Annotated in this window: 23 protein-coding genes; 6 read left to right on the top strand and 17 right to left on the bottom strand. The window is 47.6% G+C overall.

Features of this window, described 5'->3' with window-relative positions; translation table 11 throughout:
* Position 1: 1 nt before the first annotated feature.
* The 17 genes from terL to FH968_RS02085 all read right to left on the bottom strand — a co-directional run bounded on the left by terL (position 2) and on the right by FH968_RS02085 (position 13,039).
* A complete protein-coding gene (terL, locus tag FH968_RS02005; protein ID WP_139876717.1) occupies positions 2-1,645 on the bottom strand; it encodes a phage terminase large subunit in 1,644 nt (547 codons plus the stop codon).
* Positions 1,642-2,652 (bottom strand): terminase small subunit, encoded by a 1,011-nt coding sequence (locus tag FH968_RS02010; RefSeq protein ID WP_223271262.1) that lies wholly within the window; start codon positions 2,650-2,652, stop codon positions 1,642-1,644. The genes terL and FH968_RS02010 overlap by 4 nt, the downstream gene beginning before the upstream one ends.
* Positions 2,653-3,047: 395 nt before the next feature.
* A complete protein-coding gene (locus FH968_RS02015; protein WP_139876719.1) occupies positions 3,048-3,233 on the bottom strand; it encodes a hypothetical protein in 186 nt (61 codons plus the stop codon).
* Positions 3,214-3,492, bottom strand: a complete 279-nt coding sequence (locus tag FH968_RS23795) for a peptidase (RefSeq protein WP_139876721.1) — start codon at positions 3,490-3,492, stop codon at positions 3,214-3,216. The genes FH968_RS02015 and FH968_RS23795 overlap by 20 nt, the downstream gene beginning before the upstream one ends.
* The gene (locus FH968_RS02025; protein ID WP_139876723.1) at positions 3,377-3,769 is read right to left on the bottom strand and encodes a DUF2570 domain-containing protein; all 393 of its coding nucleotides are present in this window, start codon (positions 3,767-3,769) and stop codon (positions 3,377-3,379) included. Before FH968_RS02025 ends, FH968_RS23795 begins: the two co-directional genes overlap by 116 nt.
* Positions 3,766-4,281 carry a lysozyme gene (locus tag FH968_RS02030; RefSeq protein WP_139876726.1) on the bottom strand — a complete coding sequence of 172 codons (516 nt, stop codon included), beginning with the start codon at positions 4,279-4,281 and terminating at the stop codon, positions 3,766-3,768. The genes FH968_RS02025 and FH968_RS02030 overlap by 4 nt, the downstream gene beginning before the upstream one ends.
* Positions 4,271-4,588 carry a hypothetical protein gene (locus FH968_RS02035; RefSeq protein WP_223271263.1) on the bottom strand — a complete coding sequence of 106 codons (318 nt, stop codon included), beginning with the start codon at positions 4,586-4,588 and terminating at the stop codon, positions 4,271-4,273. Before FH968_RS02035 ends, FH968_RS02030 begins: the two co-directional genes overlap by 11 nt.
* A 72-nt stretch (positions 4,589-4,660) precedes the next feature.
* Positions 4,661-5,710: a site-specific DNA-methyltransferase gene (locus FH968_RS02040; protein WP_139876728.1), complete on the bottom strand. Its 1,050-nt coding sequence runs from the start codon at positions 5,708-5,710 to the stop codon at positions 4,661-4,663.
* 154 nt (positions 5,711-5,864) lie between these two features.
* Positions 5,865-6,056 (bottom strand): TrmB family transcriptional regulator, encoded by a 192-nt coding sequence (locus FH968_RS02045; RefSeq protein ID WP_139876730.1) that lies wholly within the window; start codon positions 6,054-6,056, stop codon positions 5,865-5,867.
* Between the two features lie 266 nt (positions 6,057-6,322).
* Positions 6,323-8,101, bottom strand: a complete 1,779-nt coding sequence (locus FH968_RS02050) for a DUF4209 domain-containing protein (RefSeq protein ID WP_139876732.1) — start codon at positions 8,099-8,101, stop codon at positions 6,323-6,325.
* Positions 8,101-8,790, bottom strand: a complete 690-nt coding sequence (locus FH968_RS02055; RefSeq protein ID WP_223271264.1) for a bacteriophage antitermination protein Q — start codon at positions 8,788-8,790, stop codon at positions 8,101-8,103. Before FH968_RS02055 ends, FH968_RS02050 begins: the two co-directional genes overlap by 1 nt.
* Positions 8,787-9,077, bottom strand: coding sequence for a Ref family recombination enhancement nuclease (locus FH968_RS02060; RefSeq protein ID WP_139876734.1), 291 nt, complete (start codon positions 9,075-9,077; stop codon positions 8,787-8,789). Before FH968_RS02060 ends, FH968_RS02055 begins: the two co-directional genes overlap by 4 nt.
* A 1,233-nt stretch (positions 9,078-10,310) precedes the next feature.
* Complete coding sequence (locus FH968_RS02065) at positions 10,311-11,027, bottom strand: DUF1627 domain-containing protein (RefSeq protein WP_139876737.1); 717 nt, start codon at positions 11,025-11,027, stop codon at positions 10,311-10,313.
* The gene (locus FH968_RS02070; protein WP_139876739.1) at positions 11,024-12,076 is read right to left on the bottom strand and encodes a conserved phage C-terminal domain-containing protein; all 1,053 of its coding nucleotides are present in this window, start codon (positions 12,074-12,076) and stop codon (positions 11,024-11,026) included. The genes FH968_RS02065 and FH968_RS02070 overlap by 4 nt, the downstream gene beginning before the upstream one ends.
* Before the next feature lie 22 nt (positions 12,077-12,098).
* Positions 12,099-12,452 (bottom strand): DUF4222 domain-containing protein, encoded by a 354-nt coding sequence (locus tag FH968_RS24130; RefSeq protein WP_370451452.1) that lies wholly within the window; start codon positions 12,450-12,452, stop codon positions 12,099-12,101.
* Positions 12,352-12,783 carry a toxin YdaT family protein gene (locus FH968_RS02080; protein WP_139876744.1) on the bottom strand — a complete coding sequence of 144 codons (432 nt, stop codon included), beginning with the start codon at positions 12,781-12,783 and terminating at the stop codon, positions 12,352-12,354. Before FH968_RS02080 ends, FH968_RS24130 begins: the two co-directional genes overlap by 101 nt.
* A 10-nt stretch (positions 12,784-12,793) precedes the next feature.
* A complete protein-coding gene (locus tag FH968_RS02085) occupies positions 12,794-13,039 on the bottom strand; it encodes a YdaS family helix-turn-helix protein (RefSeq protein WP_139876745.1) in 246 nt (81 codons plus the stop codon).
* A gap of 106 nt (positions 13,040-13,145) precedes the next feature.
* Here FH968_RS02085 and FH968_RS02090 point away from each other — a divergent pair, with 106 nt between their 5' ends.
* From FH968_RS02090 to FH968_RS02110, 6 genes are all read left to right on the top strand, one after another.
* Positions 13,146-13,532, top strand: a complete 387-nt coding sequence (locus FH968_RS02090) for a helix-turn-helix domain-containing protein (RefSeq protein WP_223271265.1) — start codon at positions 13,146-13,148, stop codon at positions 13,530-13,532.
* A 364-nt stretch (positions 13,533-13,896) separates the two neighbouring features.
* Entirely contained in the window at positions 13,897-14,214 is a 318-nt protein-coding gene (locus FH968_RS23610) for a hypothetical protein (protein ID WP_189388960.1), read from the top strand.
* An 87-nt stretch (positions 14,215-14,301) separates the two neighbouring features.
* Positions 14,302-14,442 (top strand): hypothetical protein, encoded by a 141-nt coding sequence (locus tag FH968_RS23615; RefSeq protein ID WP_189388963.1) that lies wholly within the window; start codon positions 14,302-14,304, stop codon positions 14,440-14,442.
* A gap of 3 nt (positions 14,443-14,445) precedes the next feature.
* Positions 14,446-14,637: a DUF1482 family protein gene (locus FH968_RS02100; protein WP_139876751.1), complete on the top strand. Its 192-nt coding sequence runs from the start codon at positions 14,446-14,448 to the stop codon at positions 14,635-14,637.
* Between the two features lie 207 nt (positions 14,638-14,844).
* Positions 14,845-15,174, top strand: coding sequence for a hypothetical protein (locus FH968_RS02105; RefSeq protein WP_139876754.1), 330 nt, complete (start codon positions 14,845-14,847; stop codon positions 15,172-15,174).
* Positions 15,175-15,257: 83 nt separating this feature from the next.
* On the top strand, positions 15,258-15,506 hold the full coding sequence (locus tag FH968_RS02110; protein WP_139876756.1) for a hypothetical protein: 249 nt from the start codon (positions 15,258-15,260) through the stop codon (positions 15,504-15,506).
* Positions 15,507-15,685: the final 179 nt, after the last annotated feature.

Consider the following 15,685-nt stretch of genomic DNA (forward strand, 5'->3'; position numbering starts at 1 on the left):
ACTAGTTCCATCCTCCGTAGCCCGCAGACAGGCCAGAGATAAGTTCGGTGTCGATTGCATCCATAAAGGTGTCGAGCATGTCGTCGTTGGCGTGACTGTCGTCTGCTGAGAAATCAGCGCATTCAGCCAGCGCCGGTAATACCCAGTCGGTCCGCGCCGCCATCGTGCCATCGTGATAGCGCACGTTATCGATTCGACGACCGTCTTCAGTCATCAGTGCAGGGATGAATACCCGACCTGTTTTAATTTCCGGGATGACGTTCAGGCAGCGCACCAGTTTGTTCTGGCCAGCGCCACGGGGAATTTCTAACAGCGGGATGCTTTTGCGTTTTTTGAGTGTGGTGATTAAGCCCTGACCGGCCTGTTTATCCTCGATACCCATCTGACGTAAGCGAGCTGGCTGGCGTGGATTGGTGGGCTTCCACTTCTCCCAGAGTGTTATCGCCTGCTGAAGCAGGTCTTCCGGGTCCCAGCGACCACGCACTGAATCGATGATGTAGAGATTGCCGTCTACTCCCACACCCACCAGCGTGAAGACGGTGTAATCGTTGTAGTCCTCAACTTTGCCTGAGTTGGTGTCCACGTATATTGCGCGATGACGCAGCACCGGCAGCGTCTCATAACGCTGAAACCAGGCCGTATCAATCAGGCCACCAGACAGCGCCCGTGGGTTTTGCATGTACTGAGAAAGAAACGTGTACTCATCGCTTTCCCAGAGTTTGAGTAAATCCCCGATGTATTCGTTTTCTGGCCAGTACGACCAGTAGCGCACACCGGCAACCACCACTGACTCAGTATTTTTAACCTGAGCCCAACACAACGTTCGCCAGCGTTCCGGCAGACTGTCGATGTACTCTTCACTGACCAGCGCCGGGATCGCCACATGGTGAAAATCCACACCCATGCCGCCGCGCAGCATAAAGCCAGTGGCGTCGTCCATATGCAGGCGCTGTTGTATCGAGACAAAAGGTGTGGGGTGAAACTGGGACTTATCACCACGGCGTGAGCGTATGGTGTTGACCAGCAGACGGTTGGCTGTATCGCGCCGGGATGCTGAGAACATGTCATCAGCTTTGTTGTAGTCATCAAGAAGGACGAAACCGGAAAAATCAGGCCCGGCGTACCCTCCACGGCCACCCAGAATTTGTCCACCGCTGGAGCGGGAAACCGTCTGGCCAACATTGCGCAGTTTCTCGTTGACGATCTCCCATTCATCCGCCTGATTGATGCCGAACTTACAGGGCCAGAGCTCCTGATACTCCCTGCTGTTGATGATGTCCCGGGTTCGACGGCTGTTACGTTTTACCAGTGAGTCAGCATAGGAAATATTCAGGTTTCGAAAGCGGATAAGTTCTTCTGTCTGCACCAGCATATTGATGTAGGCGGGAAGGTGAATCGAAAAGAATTCGGTTTTGGTGCCACCCGGGGGGATGTTCACTATCAGGTTGCTCGGTTGCAGTCTGCCCGCAATCAGTTCATCTATCTTTGAAGCCATTAAGCGGTGATGCCAGTTAACCATCATCCGCTGACCGCCCAACAACTCAAACCACAACCTGGTAAAGTTTAAAAACGATTTCTCAGACCGGGTTTTAACAGCAACACGCATAGGAAAGTCTAAATCTTCCCACTCCAGTATTTTCATCAGTCGAGATCCTTAAGACCATCTCCCAGCTGTGTCTGGGCATTGCGGTAATCATTCGGGGAATAATCGGTCACGCCTCGTTTAGCGATCCCGCTACCAGTACCCGACTTTTTCGCTTCCAGCAGTTTCAGCAAATCTCGCCTCGCAGCTTCCTGGTTTGCCATGCGCATTTCTGTTCCATGCTGTGTTTGTTTGATACCGGCATACAGCCAACGTGCGGGACCATCGAGCTGTGTGGTGTCTGCGACAAACAGCTGCGCTTCCCCTTCTCCATTGCATTTAGGGCATTCGGGATTGGGGTACGCCGTCCCGACGAAACCGATACCGCCGTACTCGGGTTCATGCTTACCGTCTTCGCTGGCCTTTTCAGCCGCCTTATCAAACTCCTCAATGTCCCGCCAGAAATACAGATGCCGCTCTCCCCAGCAATAACGACAGTTAAGCCGCCGGTACTGAACAAGCTGGTTGGGGTCTGCGCTGGCAATGGAGGAGAGCTGATGAATGATTTCATTTTCGGTAAGCGACAACCGACGCTGGCGCTGGTCGCGAAGAAAGCGAACTGCGCAGCTAACCCTGGCATTTCTAAGCATCCGGGATGCGTTGGAGTGCGCAGTTGCACCCTCTCCCTGATAGCCTGCCAGGCGGTATGCTTCGACAAGAGCCTTGCCCTCTGCAATATACTCAGCGAATACTCTGTGACGCTCTGAGAGCCCCAGTTCATCAGGGATGCTGGAGAAATTATTGGGTTCGTTAACAGTCGGCTTTACCGGGAGTTCGGGCTTGTCTTTTGGTGACCGTCCGGGGTTATCCGTACCTGTAGATACTGCGCAGTTGCGCATTTTCTTCTGCGCAGTTTTTTGCGCACTCTGTGCAGCAGGTTTCTTGATGTATCGGCGAGCCGTTGCGTAATTCAGTCCCTGCGATTCACACCATTCGCTCGGGGAAATGTTCGTTCTGGCGTGGTCGGACAGGAACCGCTGCTGAAGAGCCCCCCAGTCCGGTTTTGCCATAATTCTGTACCTGAAGTTAAAACCATTAAAAAAGCCACTCGTAAGTGGCCTTTGTGATGACTATTGATTATTTTTCAAGCCAAGCGGATAGTCATTTAACACACACAAATAATGAGCCTTTATATGTCTATCAAGCTACCTATTAAGTTTGAAATTTTTAATTGCTGGTACACCCTTGCCACCGTATACACCTGTCTCACGGTGAGCAGACAAATTGGGGACAACTATTTTGGGGGCTCAAATATTCCTTGGATATTTGGTGTGGCCTTTCTACTGGCTATATCCTGGCTGTCACGCGGTATGCTTCAGCTACTGAAGCAACACGTTTCAAGCGAACAAAAGTCGCCGCAGTAAACCATTATCAAGCCCACCCGTAGATGAGCGTTGTAATGGCTTCAGGTACTGGCTTTTAAAGCAATCTCATTACCATTCACTTCAAAATCCAGCGTCTGGCTAGCATGCCCTTGTTCGTGGATGTAGAAATGCACCTTTCCGTCGCCCAGATAAACTCGAGCGTGAAGGTCGATATGACCTGCTTCAAAGGCTTTCTTCATGAAACTCTCAAGGGTTGGCTTTTCCATCGTTCTTTTCCTGTTTGATTAACTCAATTTGACGGATATCCGCCTTGTCGCGATTGCACTGCCCCAGTGCTGCCAGCACGCTAACGTTTAGGTCAAGGCTTGCGCCCCATGTTAGCGGGTCAGGGATTGCGGGTTGTGGCGTCTCAGCGGTCAGGCTGGCTGGTAGAGGTACTGGTGGAACTGTTACGTAAACTGTCCGCGTAGTCGTGCAACCGCTTAGAAGCACCAGCAGGAACAGCACGGTTAGTGCAATCATCATTCGCAACAGCCACTTTGATATCAGCCTGGGCTCTCTGTGACTCCAGTGCGATTTGCTGCTTAGCATGCTGGTTTGCCTCCAGAACGGTGTTAGTAATAGCGACAATACGCAGAACGTTGGACGTGATAGCTTTGGCTGATTCCGCATCCTGAATAGCTTCATCAGCACGCTTCTTTTCGTCCTGATATTTGCTGTGGTAGTAGTCAGCTGAATAGACCAGACCACCGGCCAGACAAATCACGAATAGCGTGAGCAACAACTGGAAGCGCATCTTCATAGACCGTCCAGGCAGAGTTGTTTCTCCGCATCACGCCGCGTGACCAGCCCCGTCAATTTGACGCCCCCTGCATATACCCAGCGAGGAAACTGATTACATGCATCCACATACTGGCCACTGCGCAGCATCTGGAAGATAGTGGACTTCTGCATTGAGCCACAGCCGGCATTGAACGTGATTGAAGTCACCGCAGAGAAAGTGTTGTCTGAAAGGTTTTTGCCGTTCCCGTAACCATTCACACAACGCTCAGCATCCTGGATGTTCTTTTCCCAGTCGCTGGCGATTTGCTTATCCGTTTTTCGGGTTCCCGGCTTCACATTGTGGGTGTTGCCAATACCGTCGGTACTGACACCTGCAGGGCAAACATACGGAGCACGGCGGCAGGATTCAGCATTACCGATAAGCTCCAGTCCTCGCTCGTTTGTTCGGATATTCCCTGAGCTCAGCACAATGGCAATGATTGCCCCGACCGAGCAGACAATCCCGGTGGCCCCTACTTTTTTATTTAGCATGGGTGCTAATCCTGTTAATGGCATCCGTTACGACCTGCACGCTCGATGGACGTTCATCAGGCGGGAGCTGTCGAACGTCCTCGAAGTATTTCTCCAGCAACTCAGTCCGTTTCTCATCTTCTTTATGGCGTTTGTGAGCATCCAGCCGACCAGAAATAAATGAAGCCAGTGAGAGAACCACGCCGACCAGACCAAAAATCATGAACACGAGGTCCTGAGTTGACAGCCCCAGCGCTGCCGATAAGGCTGCAAGCCAGGCAAATAGCTGGGTTAAGGCATTACCTGATTGTTCATTCATACGATGCATGTCCACACCTCCGTTGTCGGGGTGCTGTGTGAAAGTAATAAAAAGGCCCGCCGAAGCGAGCCTGTGTGATTTTTATGGTTTAACTACCCTGCCCTTAATTTCCTCAACTGTCTGGCTAAAGCGTTCCTCTTCAAGCTCTACACCAATAGCGCGTCGACCCAGCTGCATGGCAGCCTTTATGGTCGAACCCGACCCCATGAAGAAATCAGCAACAACATCGCCCGGCCGGCTGCTGGCGGTGATAAGTTGCTGCAGCATATCGGCTGGCTTTTCGCACGGATGTTTTCCCGGATAAAACTGAACCGGTTTATGTGTCCATACATCGGTATACGGCACAGCCGCCGAGACGGAGAACGGGCGTCGCAGCACCTTGTATTCTTCCACCAGTTCGGAATATTTTCGGGTTAGCGCGTGGTACTCAACAACCAGTTGGTGGTGTGGAGTACTCAGCTCGTTGTGCAGGAATTTTTCCCGGGCAATCGAAGTGAACAGGCACTGAAGTTTTTGGTAGTCCGCTTCGCTGGGTAACTGCCACTGGCTGGCACCGAACCAGTGCGAAACCATGTTCTTTTTACCCGTCGCTGAGGCTATCTGCGCCGACGTCACGCCCAACGCCTGGCGTGCATTGCAGAAGTAATCAATCAGCGGGGTCAGAATGCAGCGCTTTGTCTCGTCACACTTAGAGGAATAGCCATCCGGTTTATATGGTCCGGCGTAAGGTTCAGCAAACAGAATGCGCTCGGTCGCCGGGAAATACGCCCGGAGGCTTTCTTTGTTGCAACCATTCCAGCGACCATAAGGTTTGGCCCAGATGATGTGATTCAGCACGTTGAAGCGCTGTCGCATCAGCAGTTCGATATCAGCCGCCAGACGATGGCCACAAAACAAATAAAGACTTCCGGCGGGCTTAAGAACGCGCCAGAACTCAACCAGGCAGCTATCCAGCCAGCGCAGGTAATCCTTATCCCCCTTCCACTGGTTATCCCAGCCGTCAGGTTTCACCTTAAAATAAGGCGGGTCGGTAACAATTAGGTCAATTGAATTTTCGGGAAGTGAGGAAAGAACGTGCAGGCAATCAGCGTTGAATAAATCAGCGCTGTTTATATTCACAGTATTTTTCATGGATCAGTAAGCGTCCGTCTGCTAGGCTCCCCCTGCTTTAGCGCTAAAGCGGTGGGCCCAGATTCGCTTGTGACCTCTTTACATGAGCGAATGACTGGTGGAATGCTACCAACATCCATCAGCCGCCCATTTCACAACAAGAAAGCCCCCTCAGTTACTGGAGGCGTGTGTAGCATCCCCTCTGGCAGTCCGATAACCCCGCCATCACAAGTTGAGTCAGGATCAGCTGACAACATGCCTGGGATAAATTCGTGTTCTGCGCAATTTCACCAACGCTCGCCGGTTCACTCGCCAGTGCGTTATAAACCTTCGTGGCTTTATTGGTCATATCCTGCTGATTTAGCATGTTTTTGTTCCCGTCTACGTGTGTTGACACACATGTAACTCTTAACAAAACACCCAGCAAGAAATGAATGCAGGTTTGTGACCACCAGCGCTTTTAGTGAACGGTAAACGCAAAAAACCCGCACTTGGCGGGTTTCTGTAACTTTGGCAACATATCAAAATTAGCCCTCACGATGTCATAATGTGTCGGATTTTGCAAGTGCTTATGAGGTAGCATTTCGCAAGACAGCAGAACCTAGATACTATCAATTCACAACATAACTCCCACTAACCTTCTGTATTATATTTCTCTTTCCACGAAGATGAATAAGGAGCCATTATAATAAACAAAACCAACCACCAAAAATATGCAGCTGAAAAACCTCTGTAACTTGAAGATGGTGCATAGCCATGTGACATTTGATTTCTTAAATCTCCATATATCTTATCTAACAAGATGATCTTAAGCTCGCTAGTTAGATTAACTCCTAGCCGTTCAATTATGAAGGAGTGATTAAGCATTGCTTTAATCCCATCTCTTTCTTGCGACCCATCACCATGGAGTGTCGATGGTTCTTCTCCACTTTGCCTTACCAAATAGCGAAGCGAGTTTTCCACCTGCGGAATTAACAAGTGACATGCCGTCAAAAAATCTTTTTCAAATCCAGCTAACAGACCTTTGATAAAAAACTCCTGATGCCCATCAGGAATAAAAGGATGATTATTACAAAAACACTCGATGCCAGAATGTGTAATGTAAAGCTTTTTATTTATCTCATTTAATGCAGGAATAATTTCCCCTTCAACAGAAAGTTGATGATGTATTTGTAAATTTTTCATCATTTCTTCCCAGCATTTACCACCAACGTCATCTTCACCAGGGCCTTCCCCACCAGCGACAACAGCAGTGGTCATACCTTGATGATCTAAGTGCTTAGAACCAAACATCCAAGTAAAGCTTGAGGGCATTCTCGTGAGCGTTTCATCTTTAAGACGGACCAAATCAACAGGCTGAGAAACAGTAGCAAACCTGAAGATGATATCTTGAAAATCAACACCTTGAACCCTTTCAACCGCATATTCTACGAGTTTGGAGATATCTTGTTCTTCCGAAATATAACGACCAAGATGGTTGAGAGATTCAACCTGGTGCTCTCTCATTTCTTCATATAATTCTAAGCGCTGTTTTTTAGTCCCAGGAACTTTAGCAAGGGCATCAATTGCTTTCAGCAGTCGCCCCGAAGTAATTAGCCCTGTTTGTTCATTTTTAGCATATTTGACATGGCAATCTGATAGGGCTTTCCAACAGGAATTTTCTTTTTCCTTATCACGTAACGACAACGAAACATCAATAGCTATTTCGTAAGCACTAATTGCGCCATCAAACCCGCCAGCCTTTTCAGCAAACTCAGCTAGCAAAATTAATTGTTCATAGTTCCATTCATCAGAGTTAATCCCAAAATTATTACATAGAGCAAGTAGTTTTAGGGTGTAATAAAAATTACCACCCGCCTTACTCAATTCAAACTCATGAAGTAACAATTCCGACACCTTATTAAATAAATCTGGCCTTTGTTTTTCTCTGCGAAACATATTACTTAGGCGTAAAGCTCGTTCAATACGTTGAAATGTATAACCACATGATTCAGAACTAGATGCTAGCTTTTTTGCTGATTCCAAGTATGAATCAATTGCAACATATGCATTAGTAACTCCGCCAGTTTTTGTGACCCACAATATATCTGCCAAACGAGCTCGTAATTCAGCATTTTCTATTTTTATATAATATTCATTTAGAATCTGAAGTTGTTCTTCTCTGAAATCTTCTGGGAGTATCCCTCTGCGTCCTTCAAAAACAAACTTTGGTTTAAATGGAGATTGAGGAAGAGATGAATCAAAATATATTGAACATGCAACCCTAAGCAAGCAAAGTTCGGGATTTTCCTCGTAAGCGGCAAGTGTCATCTCTATTTCTGTAAACAGCCCGCAATTTGTTCCAGACAGGATTTTATTCAAATCAAGATGTTCAAACCCATCCAGTGAAACTTCAATCTCTTCTAACCGCATTATAAGCCCTCTTGATAATCAGCAATTTTTTTATAACACTCACTAACAGTGAGTTCTACTTCGCACAACGCCTCCATATCAAGTGAGCGTGCTAATTCCTTTAACACAGTCCAGGCAGAAGCAAAGTTGGTGTACCAAGTGTCACGATGCACACTCATTAAACTGGCTAATGTAGTAGCAGCATACTCCTTGTATTGGACATTTTTGTTTTTTGCTGCAACATCTTGAACGGCCAGCCATGTAAGGGCTGCAAGACATTTTCTCAGCCTAGGTGTGTTTTTACTACTATTAAGAGCGTGATATTTACTCCACAAATGTTGGCAAATTATCATTTGATGTGAATAACTTAGGTCATTACCATAACAATACATCACCCAAGATTTTTTACTCTCATTTAATTTTAAAATTGCTCGTCGCCAAGTGCATAAAGCAAACTCATCTTCACGCATTGGCGGAGAGGGCCGGCGGCGACTGCGGGTTTCCATCACATACAAAGCTGAGTTATCCGCCTTTACTTTGCGCCCCCCTTCCAGCTCAACTTTATGCATGAATTGCCGTGGGTAGATATTCTTATCCGCAGGTGGATGTTCCGCAAAAGCTTCAAGCTGCCCTTTCGTTCCTCCGGAATAGTCTGCCAGCGCACTGGTGAGTTCAATTCGCGCATACTCGAGTAACTGTGAGTTGATCATACGTCGACTCCCAGCTCTGCATTCATCTGCTTGAGCAGGCTCCGTTCGGTACCGAAGTTCGATTCCCATGTGCGCTTTCCGGCATGGATAGCAACACCATGGCCGCCGGTGCGGTGATGAGGATGACATAGTGGGATCGAAGAATAGTTATCGGCACGTTGGGACATACCCTGACCGCTACGAACGTGGTGAATTTCAGCCGGTGTTTCGCCATAGCCCAGATTGCGGCAGACGATACAGCCTGTGGAGGCTATACGGGAAAGGTGTTCGCGTTCTGCTTTTCTCACTGTTCACCCCCATGGGCAAACACTGAACGCAAAAATACACTGGCGCCAGAATACGTCAGTGACAGGAATACTAGGTTTCTTTGATAGTGCGCCATCTCGGTCTCCGATGGCGCGATAAGTGTTGTCAGTTGTTCAGGCTGACCCCTGCATTATACTTGATACCAGTCCTTGTTTGCAGCGTTCTCGCTAACTATCTGTCTATTGGATTCAACACTCATGAGGATGTAGCCGACGGGTATGGGGAGTACAACATAAGTGCCATCAGGGCGGGAATAGACTTCGTAACGTCCAGGAATACGGATAGCGTTTAGCACTTTATTCTCATTCATAACCAAAACCCAGATAACAATCAAGAACCATGACGAGATACTAAATTTAAACTCTACGATAATTTATTTATTCAGGATTTTATCTCGCCAGCATGGATTGCATTCTTACCCTGTGACTCTGGTTTGTAAATTGACACGCGTCAAATAACGCCAGGTTGCGCAACATATGCGCATAAAGCCTCTTTTCGAGGCCAAATTGTTTGATACATACACATTCCCTCCCAAGATGCCCTGAAATGCTCAAATGCCTTACGAGGTAACTCTCATGCACCCTGCGGTAAAACTAATCAAATCAGAAATGACTAAACAGAAGATTACGCTTCTCCAAATCGCCCATCTAAGTGACATATCCTATAACCGGGTAAGAAACTTAATGTCCGGACGAACGGCAATGACGCTCAAAGAGAGAGATAGCATCTGCACTATTCTGGGTGTGTCACCGATAAACTTTCTCATTACTCGATCAGATTTAATTCGCGGAGTGGATGAGTTATATCTCGATATAAGCTGGATGGCTCCAGAGCTTCGATGTACTGCTATCTCATTTTACAAAGAGCTCAGAAGACAGTTTGAACTGAATGCCATGGACAGTAACAGTTAGCGATACAGCCCCGGTCGTAGGCCGGGGCATTTGCTGAGTAATCGGGCAGAGACTCACGCACTAACTAACCCCCAGCCCGTCATATCAATGGTCACCCACCTACTCCCATGTCGTTGTTCCATTCCTGAATGACCGCTGCCCGGGCTTTTGCTTTATCCGGACGACTGTCGTTGTGTATTTTCGCCACGCGATGGCAACCGCAGTTGCACTTCAGGATAATCTGGCGCCTTACGAGCCCACCGGCGCGACGCTCAGTGAAAAAAGGCCGGGTCCCTTTCGGGCATAATTGAATATCAGCATCGGTCATTCAAGTAATCCCAAAGAGCGTTGCAGGCGAGCCTGATTGATGACTGCAACACGAAGTTTTTCGAGCTGCACTAACCGGCATTTAGTTTTACGGATTTCACTGGCCACAACTTTGGGTGTCATAACCATTAGCTGCTTTTTCTCGTGAAGCAGCTGCGGTATGGAATCAACGAACGAACTGGTTTTCGCTGCATTCGTCGCGACTGGCAGAGTGTCGGTTTCGGTAGCAGTTTCGACAGTTTCTTGTTCTACCTGAGTACCATCGTTGCAGCTGAGCGAGAAGTGAAAGACACTCCCTTTTTTCACTCGCGTAATTCTCCCTTTGTTAACCCCTCTCGCTAGTGTGGACGCCACCCCCCTTACCGTTGTGCCTGTTAGCGCGGCCATCCTCTCCGTAGTCAGAGCACCATGTTCATTCATCAGCGCGGCCAGTATGGTTTCATTGATTTTTATGACAACTGGGGCCACTGTCGGCTCTGTGGTTTTTACCCGTTTCGGATACGATCTTTTAGGCGCGTTTACAGGCGTGTCGCTTTGCTTCACACCACTGTCAGCCGTCAGTTGCCAGTATCCGTTAACCTGACTAACTTCTCCGCCGTCTTGATGTTCGCGGAGCATATCCAACAACTCCCTCACATCGATTTTCAAGCAAGCAGCCATTTCGCGTGCCGTGGCTTTCCCCATTTTGCTAAGTGCTTCAAGAATGTTTTTCATACTCGTTCCTGTTGAATTCGCTCCGATTGATCGGCCCAGATCCTGTTCCAGACCCGCCTCGATGCTTCTGGTGAAAGCTGGCCGGCATTTGAAAGTGATGCCTGTTTTCTGACATTGATTTCGAGGACAGTTTTTACGATCAGATCCGGACTCTGCCCCAAAAATCGCCGGTAGGCCTTGTCCCGTTCTTCGTGGTCAATGTCGGGCACATTTCGTGGCGGGCGCCCTTCTGTTTCCCATTTGCGCGCCAGCGGCAGGTAACCCTCGAAATTCTCCAGATTGAACATGGTCGACGGTCGGAGGTATTGGCCCATCTTTGGGTCGCCGTCCCAGCAGTCGGTCAGATAATCCGTCACCAGGATTAACTCCCTCGCAACGTATTCGCCCTCCAGCAACCCGGTAATAAATCCCATCGTCGTTTTCCCCTCCTGGAACTCAGACCGGGTCGTTCTATTCAGGTGACTCAAAACCAGCAAGGCCGGATCATCAAAATCGTCAGGCTGCTCGTCTGCCTGACAATCTCTCTGTGTAGTCTCTTGTGTATTCTCTGAGTAATAACCTGTAGGAAAGTTTGCGGGATCCCCGCAAACCTGTTCGGGGGATCCCGGCATACTTGTTTGCGGGGTTGCCGCAATCTTGTTTGCTGGAATCCCGCATACTTGTTTGCGAGGTTGCCGCAATCTAGTTTGCGGGGTTGTCGCAATCTGGCGTGTTTCCTCGGTTAGCTCGATGAGAAGAGCTTCGAGACGGTCAGAATCTATCCGGTAATGCATGGTGGCAGGCACACCTTTGAGGCTCTCCTCAAGAACGCCAATAGAAACTAGCCGTTTGCGTGCAGTTTCCTGCTCTGCACGACTCAAACCCGTTTCACGTGCAATCTCGACCTGCGTTTTATAAAGCCATTTACCATCCATTCTGTTGTGCCAGTAGACGAACTGGGAAAGCAGAACCGCACCTACCGGACCCACTTTGATATTCCCTGCACGCAAGCGGGCAAAAGATGGCTGGTAAGCGATAGGCCTGTCGAGCAGCTGAATTAGTGCGCCCATCTAAGCCTCTCAAAAGTCACAATCACTCCCGAACCTCTGCGAATTTCCGTTTGAACTGTTCGCGGCTTAATTCACAGATCTCCCCATAGCCCTCGAGCATGTACATCACGGCCTTAATGGTTACAGCGTGGACCTTAACGACATGCCCGTAGTGGTTTTGGTAACACTGTCCAGGCAGCGGATTAGATTCACTTGCTGCAGGGACATGGGCTCGAGTATCTCTCTGTAAAACGCTGCGAAAGCGGTCCTGCAATCTGTTCATACCCATCTCCAGATCAGTGCAAAATCTCTGCTGCCCCATTGGCGACATAACCACTGGAATAGTGATTGACCACATCAACAACTGTGGCTGCAACATAAGCATCCGCCGCATCATCCAGGGCCGTTCTGGCCATTTGGATCGCACGGAACTCCATTGAGTTGGCCAGCACCAAACGTGCACTAAGCTGTCGAGGTAACGCATTAAGGATTGCGGGCAACAGCTGGCGAACCTTCGCTTTTGCTTTGTCCGTGTCACTATCCAACCAACGAAACAGGTTTTGCTGGTTAACATGGCCAGCACCGGGTTCGTTCACCGGCAGCAGCCGAAGATCTCCGCCCCCAAGGAGAAAATATTCAGTTGCTACAGCGCGCCCAACATTTTCACGATTGATACCAACTGCCCATGTGCGAATAACATCACGAACCAATTCATGTTTGATTTGCATAACTCAGTCCTTAAACGTTCGCAGCGTTATTCTGTGATTCAGATGGCAGGCCCGAGGTTGGTGTGGGATGAAGATCCGGTCTCAATTCGTGAGGTGTAACGCCGGTAGCTCTGTAAATCGGCAATATCCAGTCAGCTGGAACTACACCCTTATAGCGAATGACCCATCGATTTACCGTCTGTGGCCATGTACCTATGAGCTTTGCCAGTTGACGTTGGTTTTTAGCGACTTTAATCGCCGCTTCTAATCCGTTCATAAATAACCCTAGTATTGACAACGAAAACAATCATAAGCATTTTGCTTATAAAGTGTCAACACATTGCGAATTGATGGAGTGTAAACACATTGTTTATACTTTGCGTATGAAAACTATCGATATGAATGATGTGCCGCTCATCACCCAAAGGCTTAACGAACTCGTAAAGAGCAAGGGTGTCTCGAAGGCCGAACTTGCCAGAGTGGCAGGGGTGAGCCCGCAGTCAGTCAATGGCTGGTTTAAAAGAGGCAGCATCAGTAAAGAAGCTGCTGCCAAACTGTCTGCTGAATACGATGTATCGTTATCCTGGCTGCTGGGAGAAGGTAAGCAGGAAGGGGAACTCACAGCTGAAGAGCAAAGACTACTCAAAGTTTTTAATCAGTTCCCTCCCATAGAAAGAAACAACATGCTGCTTGCTTTTGAAATGAGACTTCAGGAACTACGGGAGTATTACTCCAAATACGTTAACCCTGGCTCCGATAAAAAAGACTAACTCCCCCACATCTCTCACAAACCGCCGTCAGGCGGTTTTTTTACGCCTAAAATTCAACAACGTAAGTATTAACCTTAAAATTAATGACAGCTTTTTATTGATAAATATAAGCACGGTGCTTATAGTGACCACATCAAGCAACGCGATAACAACGGCGCGATAAGTGTTAAACGTTCAGCCAGCCTGGCTTAAGGGCAAACAAGGGGGGGGTACGTGATGAGCAAGAAGGAGCTGGTAGATGTATTCATACGTCAGACAGCCGCCAATTGGGAAACGGCGTACCGCTACATGGAAGAGGCGAACTGGAGCTTAAGCAATGCTCTGTGCTTTTACCGATGTGACCAGAACGAAAAGCGGAGCTGAAATGAAAATTCTGACTATCAGAGTGGCCGATTACTTTTTCTGCAGATTGTGTAGTGAAGAAATAGACAGGAAAAGGAAGGCTCTATACGAAGCGCTGTTACCTTCGCTTCAGGCGGCCTTCCCTGCAGAAGCTGATTTACTCAGCGTCTTTAACAGCCATTTTTTTGCTGAACTCAAAGACTACATTTTCTTCGATCACTTCGTGGCAATCAGCACAAGACATCAGCCGTATACCCTCAGGGGAATAGTCTTGGGTGAAAAGTTTAATACGCTTACCACGGCAGTTAGGGCAAATGGGTATGATTTTGTCAGTCATTAGTTTTCCTTACTTGGTTTGAACTCCCGTAAGGATACCACCGAGCCTGAAGTGATAAAAAGACAGGCACATCAACCAAAGGAGAAACTCATGGTTAAGCCCTATCAGGATGTGAAAGTTCTCGACCTACAATACCTGCACGACCAGCACAGCGCCGAGACTGTATGTGATGCTGACAAACAACAAGCTGAAATTGACTCTGAATCTCACGAACATCTAACAACCTGGTGATTTATGACCGGAACATTATTCGCATTAGTTTTAACGACGTATTTAACCACTGGAGAGGTGCAGGAGTCGGTCATTGATGTTTACCCAACTTATTCTGAATGCATGAAATCATCCAACGAACTGCATATTTCGGGAAATTGTTACCCGGTAGACGGCATAGTTAATATGAATGGCGAGGTACCAGCGAGGTTATAGATGGACTTGGACACAGTGAAATTAATTGCAGGGAATGTCTGCACCCTATTATTCCTTGTATATATTTACTTCATCGGCTTCTTTATGCTGGAAGTTGATTCCTGTGATGATGAGTCTGATAACCGCATAGAGTGATTTACCCAATTTAAATTCATGCCATTTATTTGGCAGGGAATTCCGCAACCTGAACAAAGAGAATGATATATTATGAAAAAACTAAACCTGTTAATTGAATTGCATCTTGAGTGCGTTATTAAATCACCAACTAAGGATGTTATTGAAGCTTCAATCGGTGACACTATCCTTGGCTTTATTTCTATCGAAAAGGACAATGATGCCGATGTGCATTGCGTCACCCCCTTTACCAACAATGGATTAATGGATGAGGTCCATTGTGTTAGCTGTGCGCTGAAAGACTTAATGCAGCACTATTCTGGGCTCGAAAAATCTAAAATCGACTTAGTTGAAACCGAAACTCGCAGTTCCAGTTCTTTCGCTGGAGTTCTGGCCGCAACTGCCTTTATGACATCGCGCTAAACCTTGCGCCCCGCGAAGCGGGGCATTTATCAGTATGTGCACTTACGTAGTGTCCAGACTGATAAATCAAACCAGGAGCGATGATGTTTAATCCAGAAGTCTTCACGTTAAATCTAATTACCGGAAATGTAGCCGAGGTTATCACATGTGAAAACGTGTTTGCGTATGTAGCTTTTGATAATACGGGTAACGCACAAGTTAAATTCCCGGAAGGGATCACGCATGAAAAATTCGAAACTAATGGAGCTGCTTTAAATGAAATAGCTCGAATTTGGTTCCTTATTTTAGATGCAGAAGAGTTATCTAAGAAACGAATTGAGGTGCATAAATGAAATATTGCTCTAATTGTAATAAACAACATGACGAATCAGAAATGCTTTCATGTCAGGAGCGCGGTCGAATGGGTTTTCACACCAAATATTTTTGTCGCGACACCAACTGTTATAAAGAGCATTTAAGAAAAAAATCAGTGCGTTCAGTATATCGTAAAACTATTTACGCTCGCGCCGGA

The organism is Buttiauxella sp. B2, from assembly GCF_006376615.1.
GTDB lineage: Bacteria > Pseudomonadota > Gammaproteobacteria > Enterobacterales > Enterobacteriaceae > Buttiauxella.

Coding starts and splice junctions, on each gene's coding strand:
- FH968_RS02065 (WP_139876737.1), bottom strand. CDS start 11,027: ATGAAAAACATTCTTGAAGCACTTAGCAAAATGGGGAAAGCCACGGCA.
- FH968_RS02035 (WP_223271263.1), bottom strand. CDS start 4,588: ATGCATCGTATGAATGAACAATCAGGTAATGCCTTAACCCAGCTATTT.
- FH968_RS02090 (WP_223271265.1), top strand. CDS start 13,146: ATGAAAACTATCGATATGAATGATGTGCCGCTCATCACCCAAAGGCTT.
- FH968_RS02010 (WP_223271262.1), bottom strand. CDS start 2,652: ATGGCAAAACCGGACTGGGGGGCTCTTCAGCAGCGGTTCCTGTCCGAC.
- FH968_RS23615 (WP_189388963.1), top strand. CDS start 14,302: ATGGTTAAGCCCTATCAGGATGTGAAAGTTCTCGACCTACAATACCTG.
- FH968_RS02085 (WP_139876745.1), bottom strand. CDS start 13,039: ATGAACGGATTAGAAGCGGCGATTAAAGTCGCTAAAAACCAACGTCAA.
- FH968_RS02055 (WP_223271264.1), bottom strand. CDS start 8,790: ATGATCAACTCACAGTTACTCGAGTATGCGCGAATTGAACTCACCAGT.
- FH968_RS02080 (WP_139876744.1), bottom strand. CDS start 12,783: ATGCAAATCAAACATGAATTGGTTCGTGATGTTATTCGCACATGGGCA.
- FH968_RS02040 (WP_139876728.1), bottom strand. CDS start 5,710: ATGAAAAATACTGTGAATATAAACAGCGCTGATTTATTCAACGCTGAT.
- FH968_RS02110 (WP_139876756.1), top strand. CDS start 15,258: ATGTTTAATCCAGAAGTCTTCACGTTAAATCTAATTACCGGAAATGTA.
- FH968_RS02050 (WP_139876732.1), bottom strand. CDS start 8,101: ATGCGGTTAGAAGAGATTGAAGTTTCACTGGATGGGTTTGAACATCTT.
- FH968_RS02045 (WP_139876730.1), bottom strand. CDS start 6,056: ATGCTAAATCAGCAGGATATGACCAATAAAGCCACGAAGGTTTATAAC.
- FH968_RS23610 (WP_189388960.1), top strand. CDS start 13,897: ATGAAAATTCTGACTATCAGAGTGGCCGATTACTTTTTCTGCAGATTG.
- FH968_RS23795 (WP_139876721.1), bottom strand. CDS start 3,492: ATGATGATTGCACTAACCGTGCTGTTCCTGCTGGTGCTTCTAAGCGGT.
- FH968_RS02025 (WP_139876723.1), bottom strand. CDS start 3,769: ATGAAGATGCGCTTCCAGTTGTTGCTCACGCTATTCGTGATTTGTCTG.
- FH968_RS24130 (WP_370451452.1), bottom strand. CDS start 12,452: ATGATGCGGCGGATGCTTATGTTGCAGCCACAGTTGTTGATGTGGTCA.
- FH968_RS02015 (WP_139876719.1), bottom strand. CDS start 3,233: ATGGAAAAGCCAACCCTTGAGAGTTTCATGAAGAAAGCCTTTGAAGCA.
- FH968_RS02070 (WP_139876739.1), bottom strand. CDS start 12,076: ATGGGCGCACTAATTCAGCTGCTCGACAGGCCTATCGCTTACCAGCCA.
- FH968_RS02105 (WP_139876754.1), top strand. CDS start 14,845: ATGAAAAAACTAAACCTGTTAATTGAATTGCATCTTGAGTGCGTTATT.
- FH968_RS02100 (WP_139876751.1), top strand. CDS start 14,446: ATGACCGGAACATTATTCGCATTAGTTTTAACGACGTATTTAACCACT.
- FH968_RS02030 (WP_139876726.1), bottom strand. CDS start 4,281: ATGCTAAATAAAAAAGTAGGGGCCACCGGGATTGTCTGCTCGGTCGGG.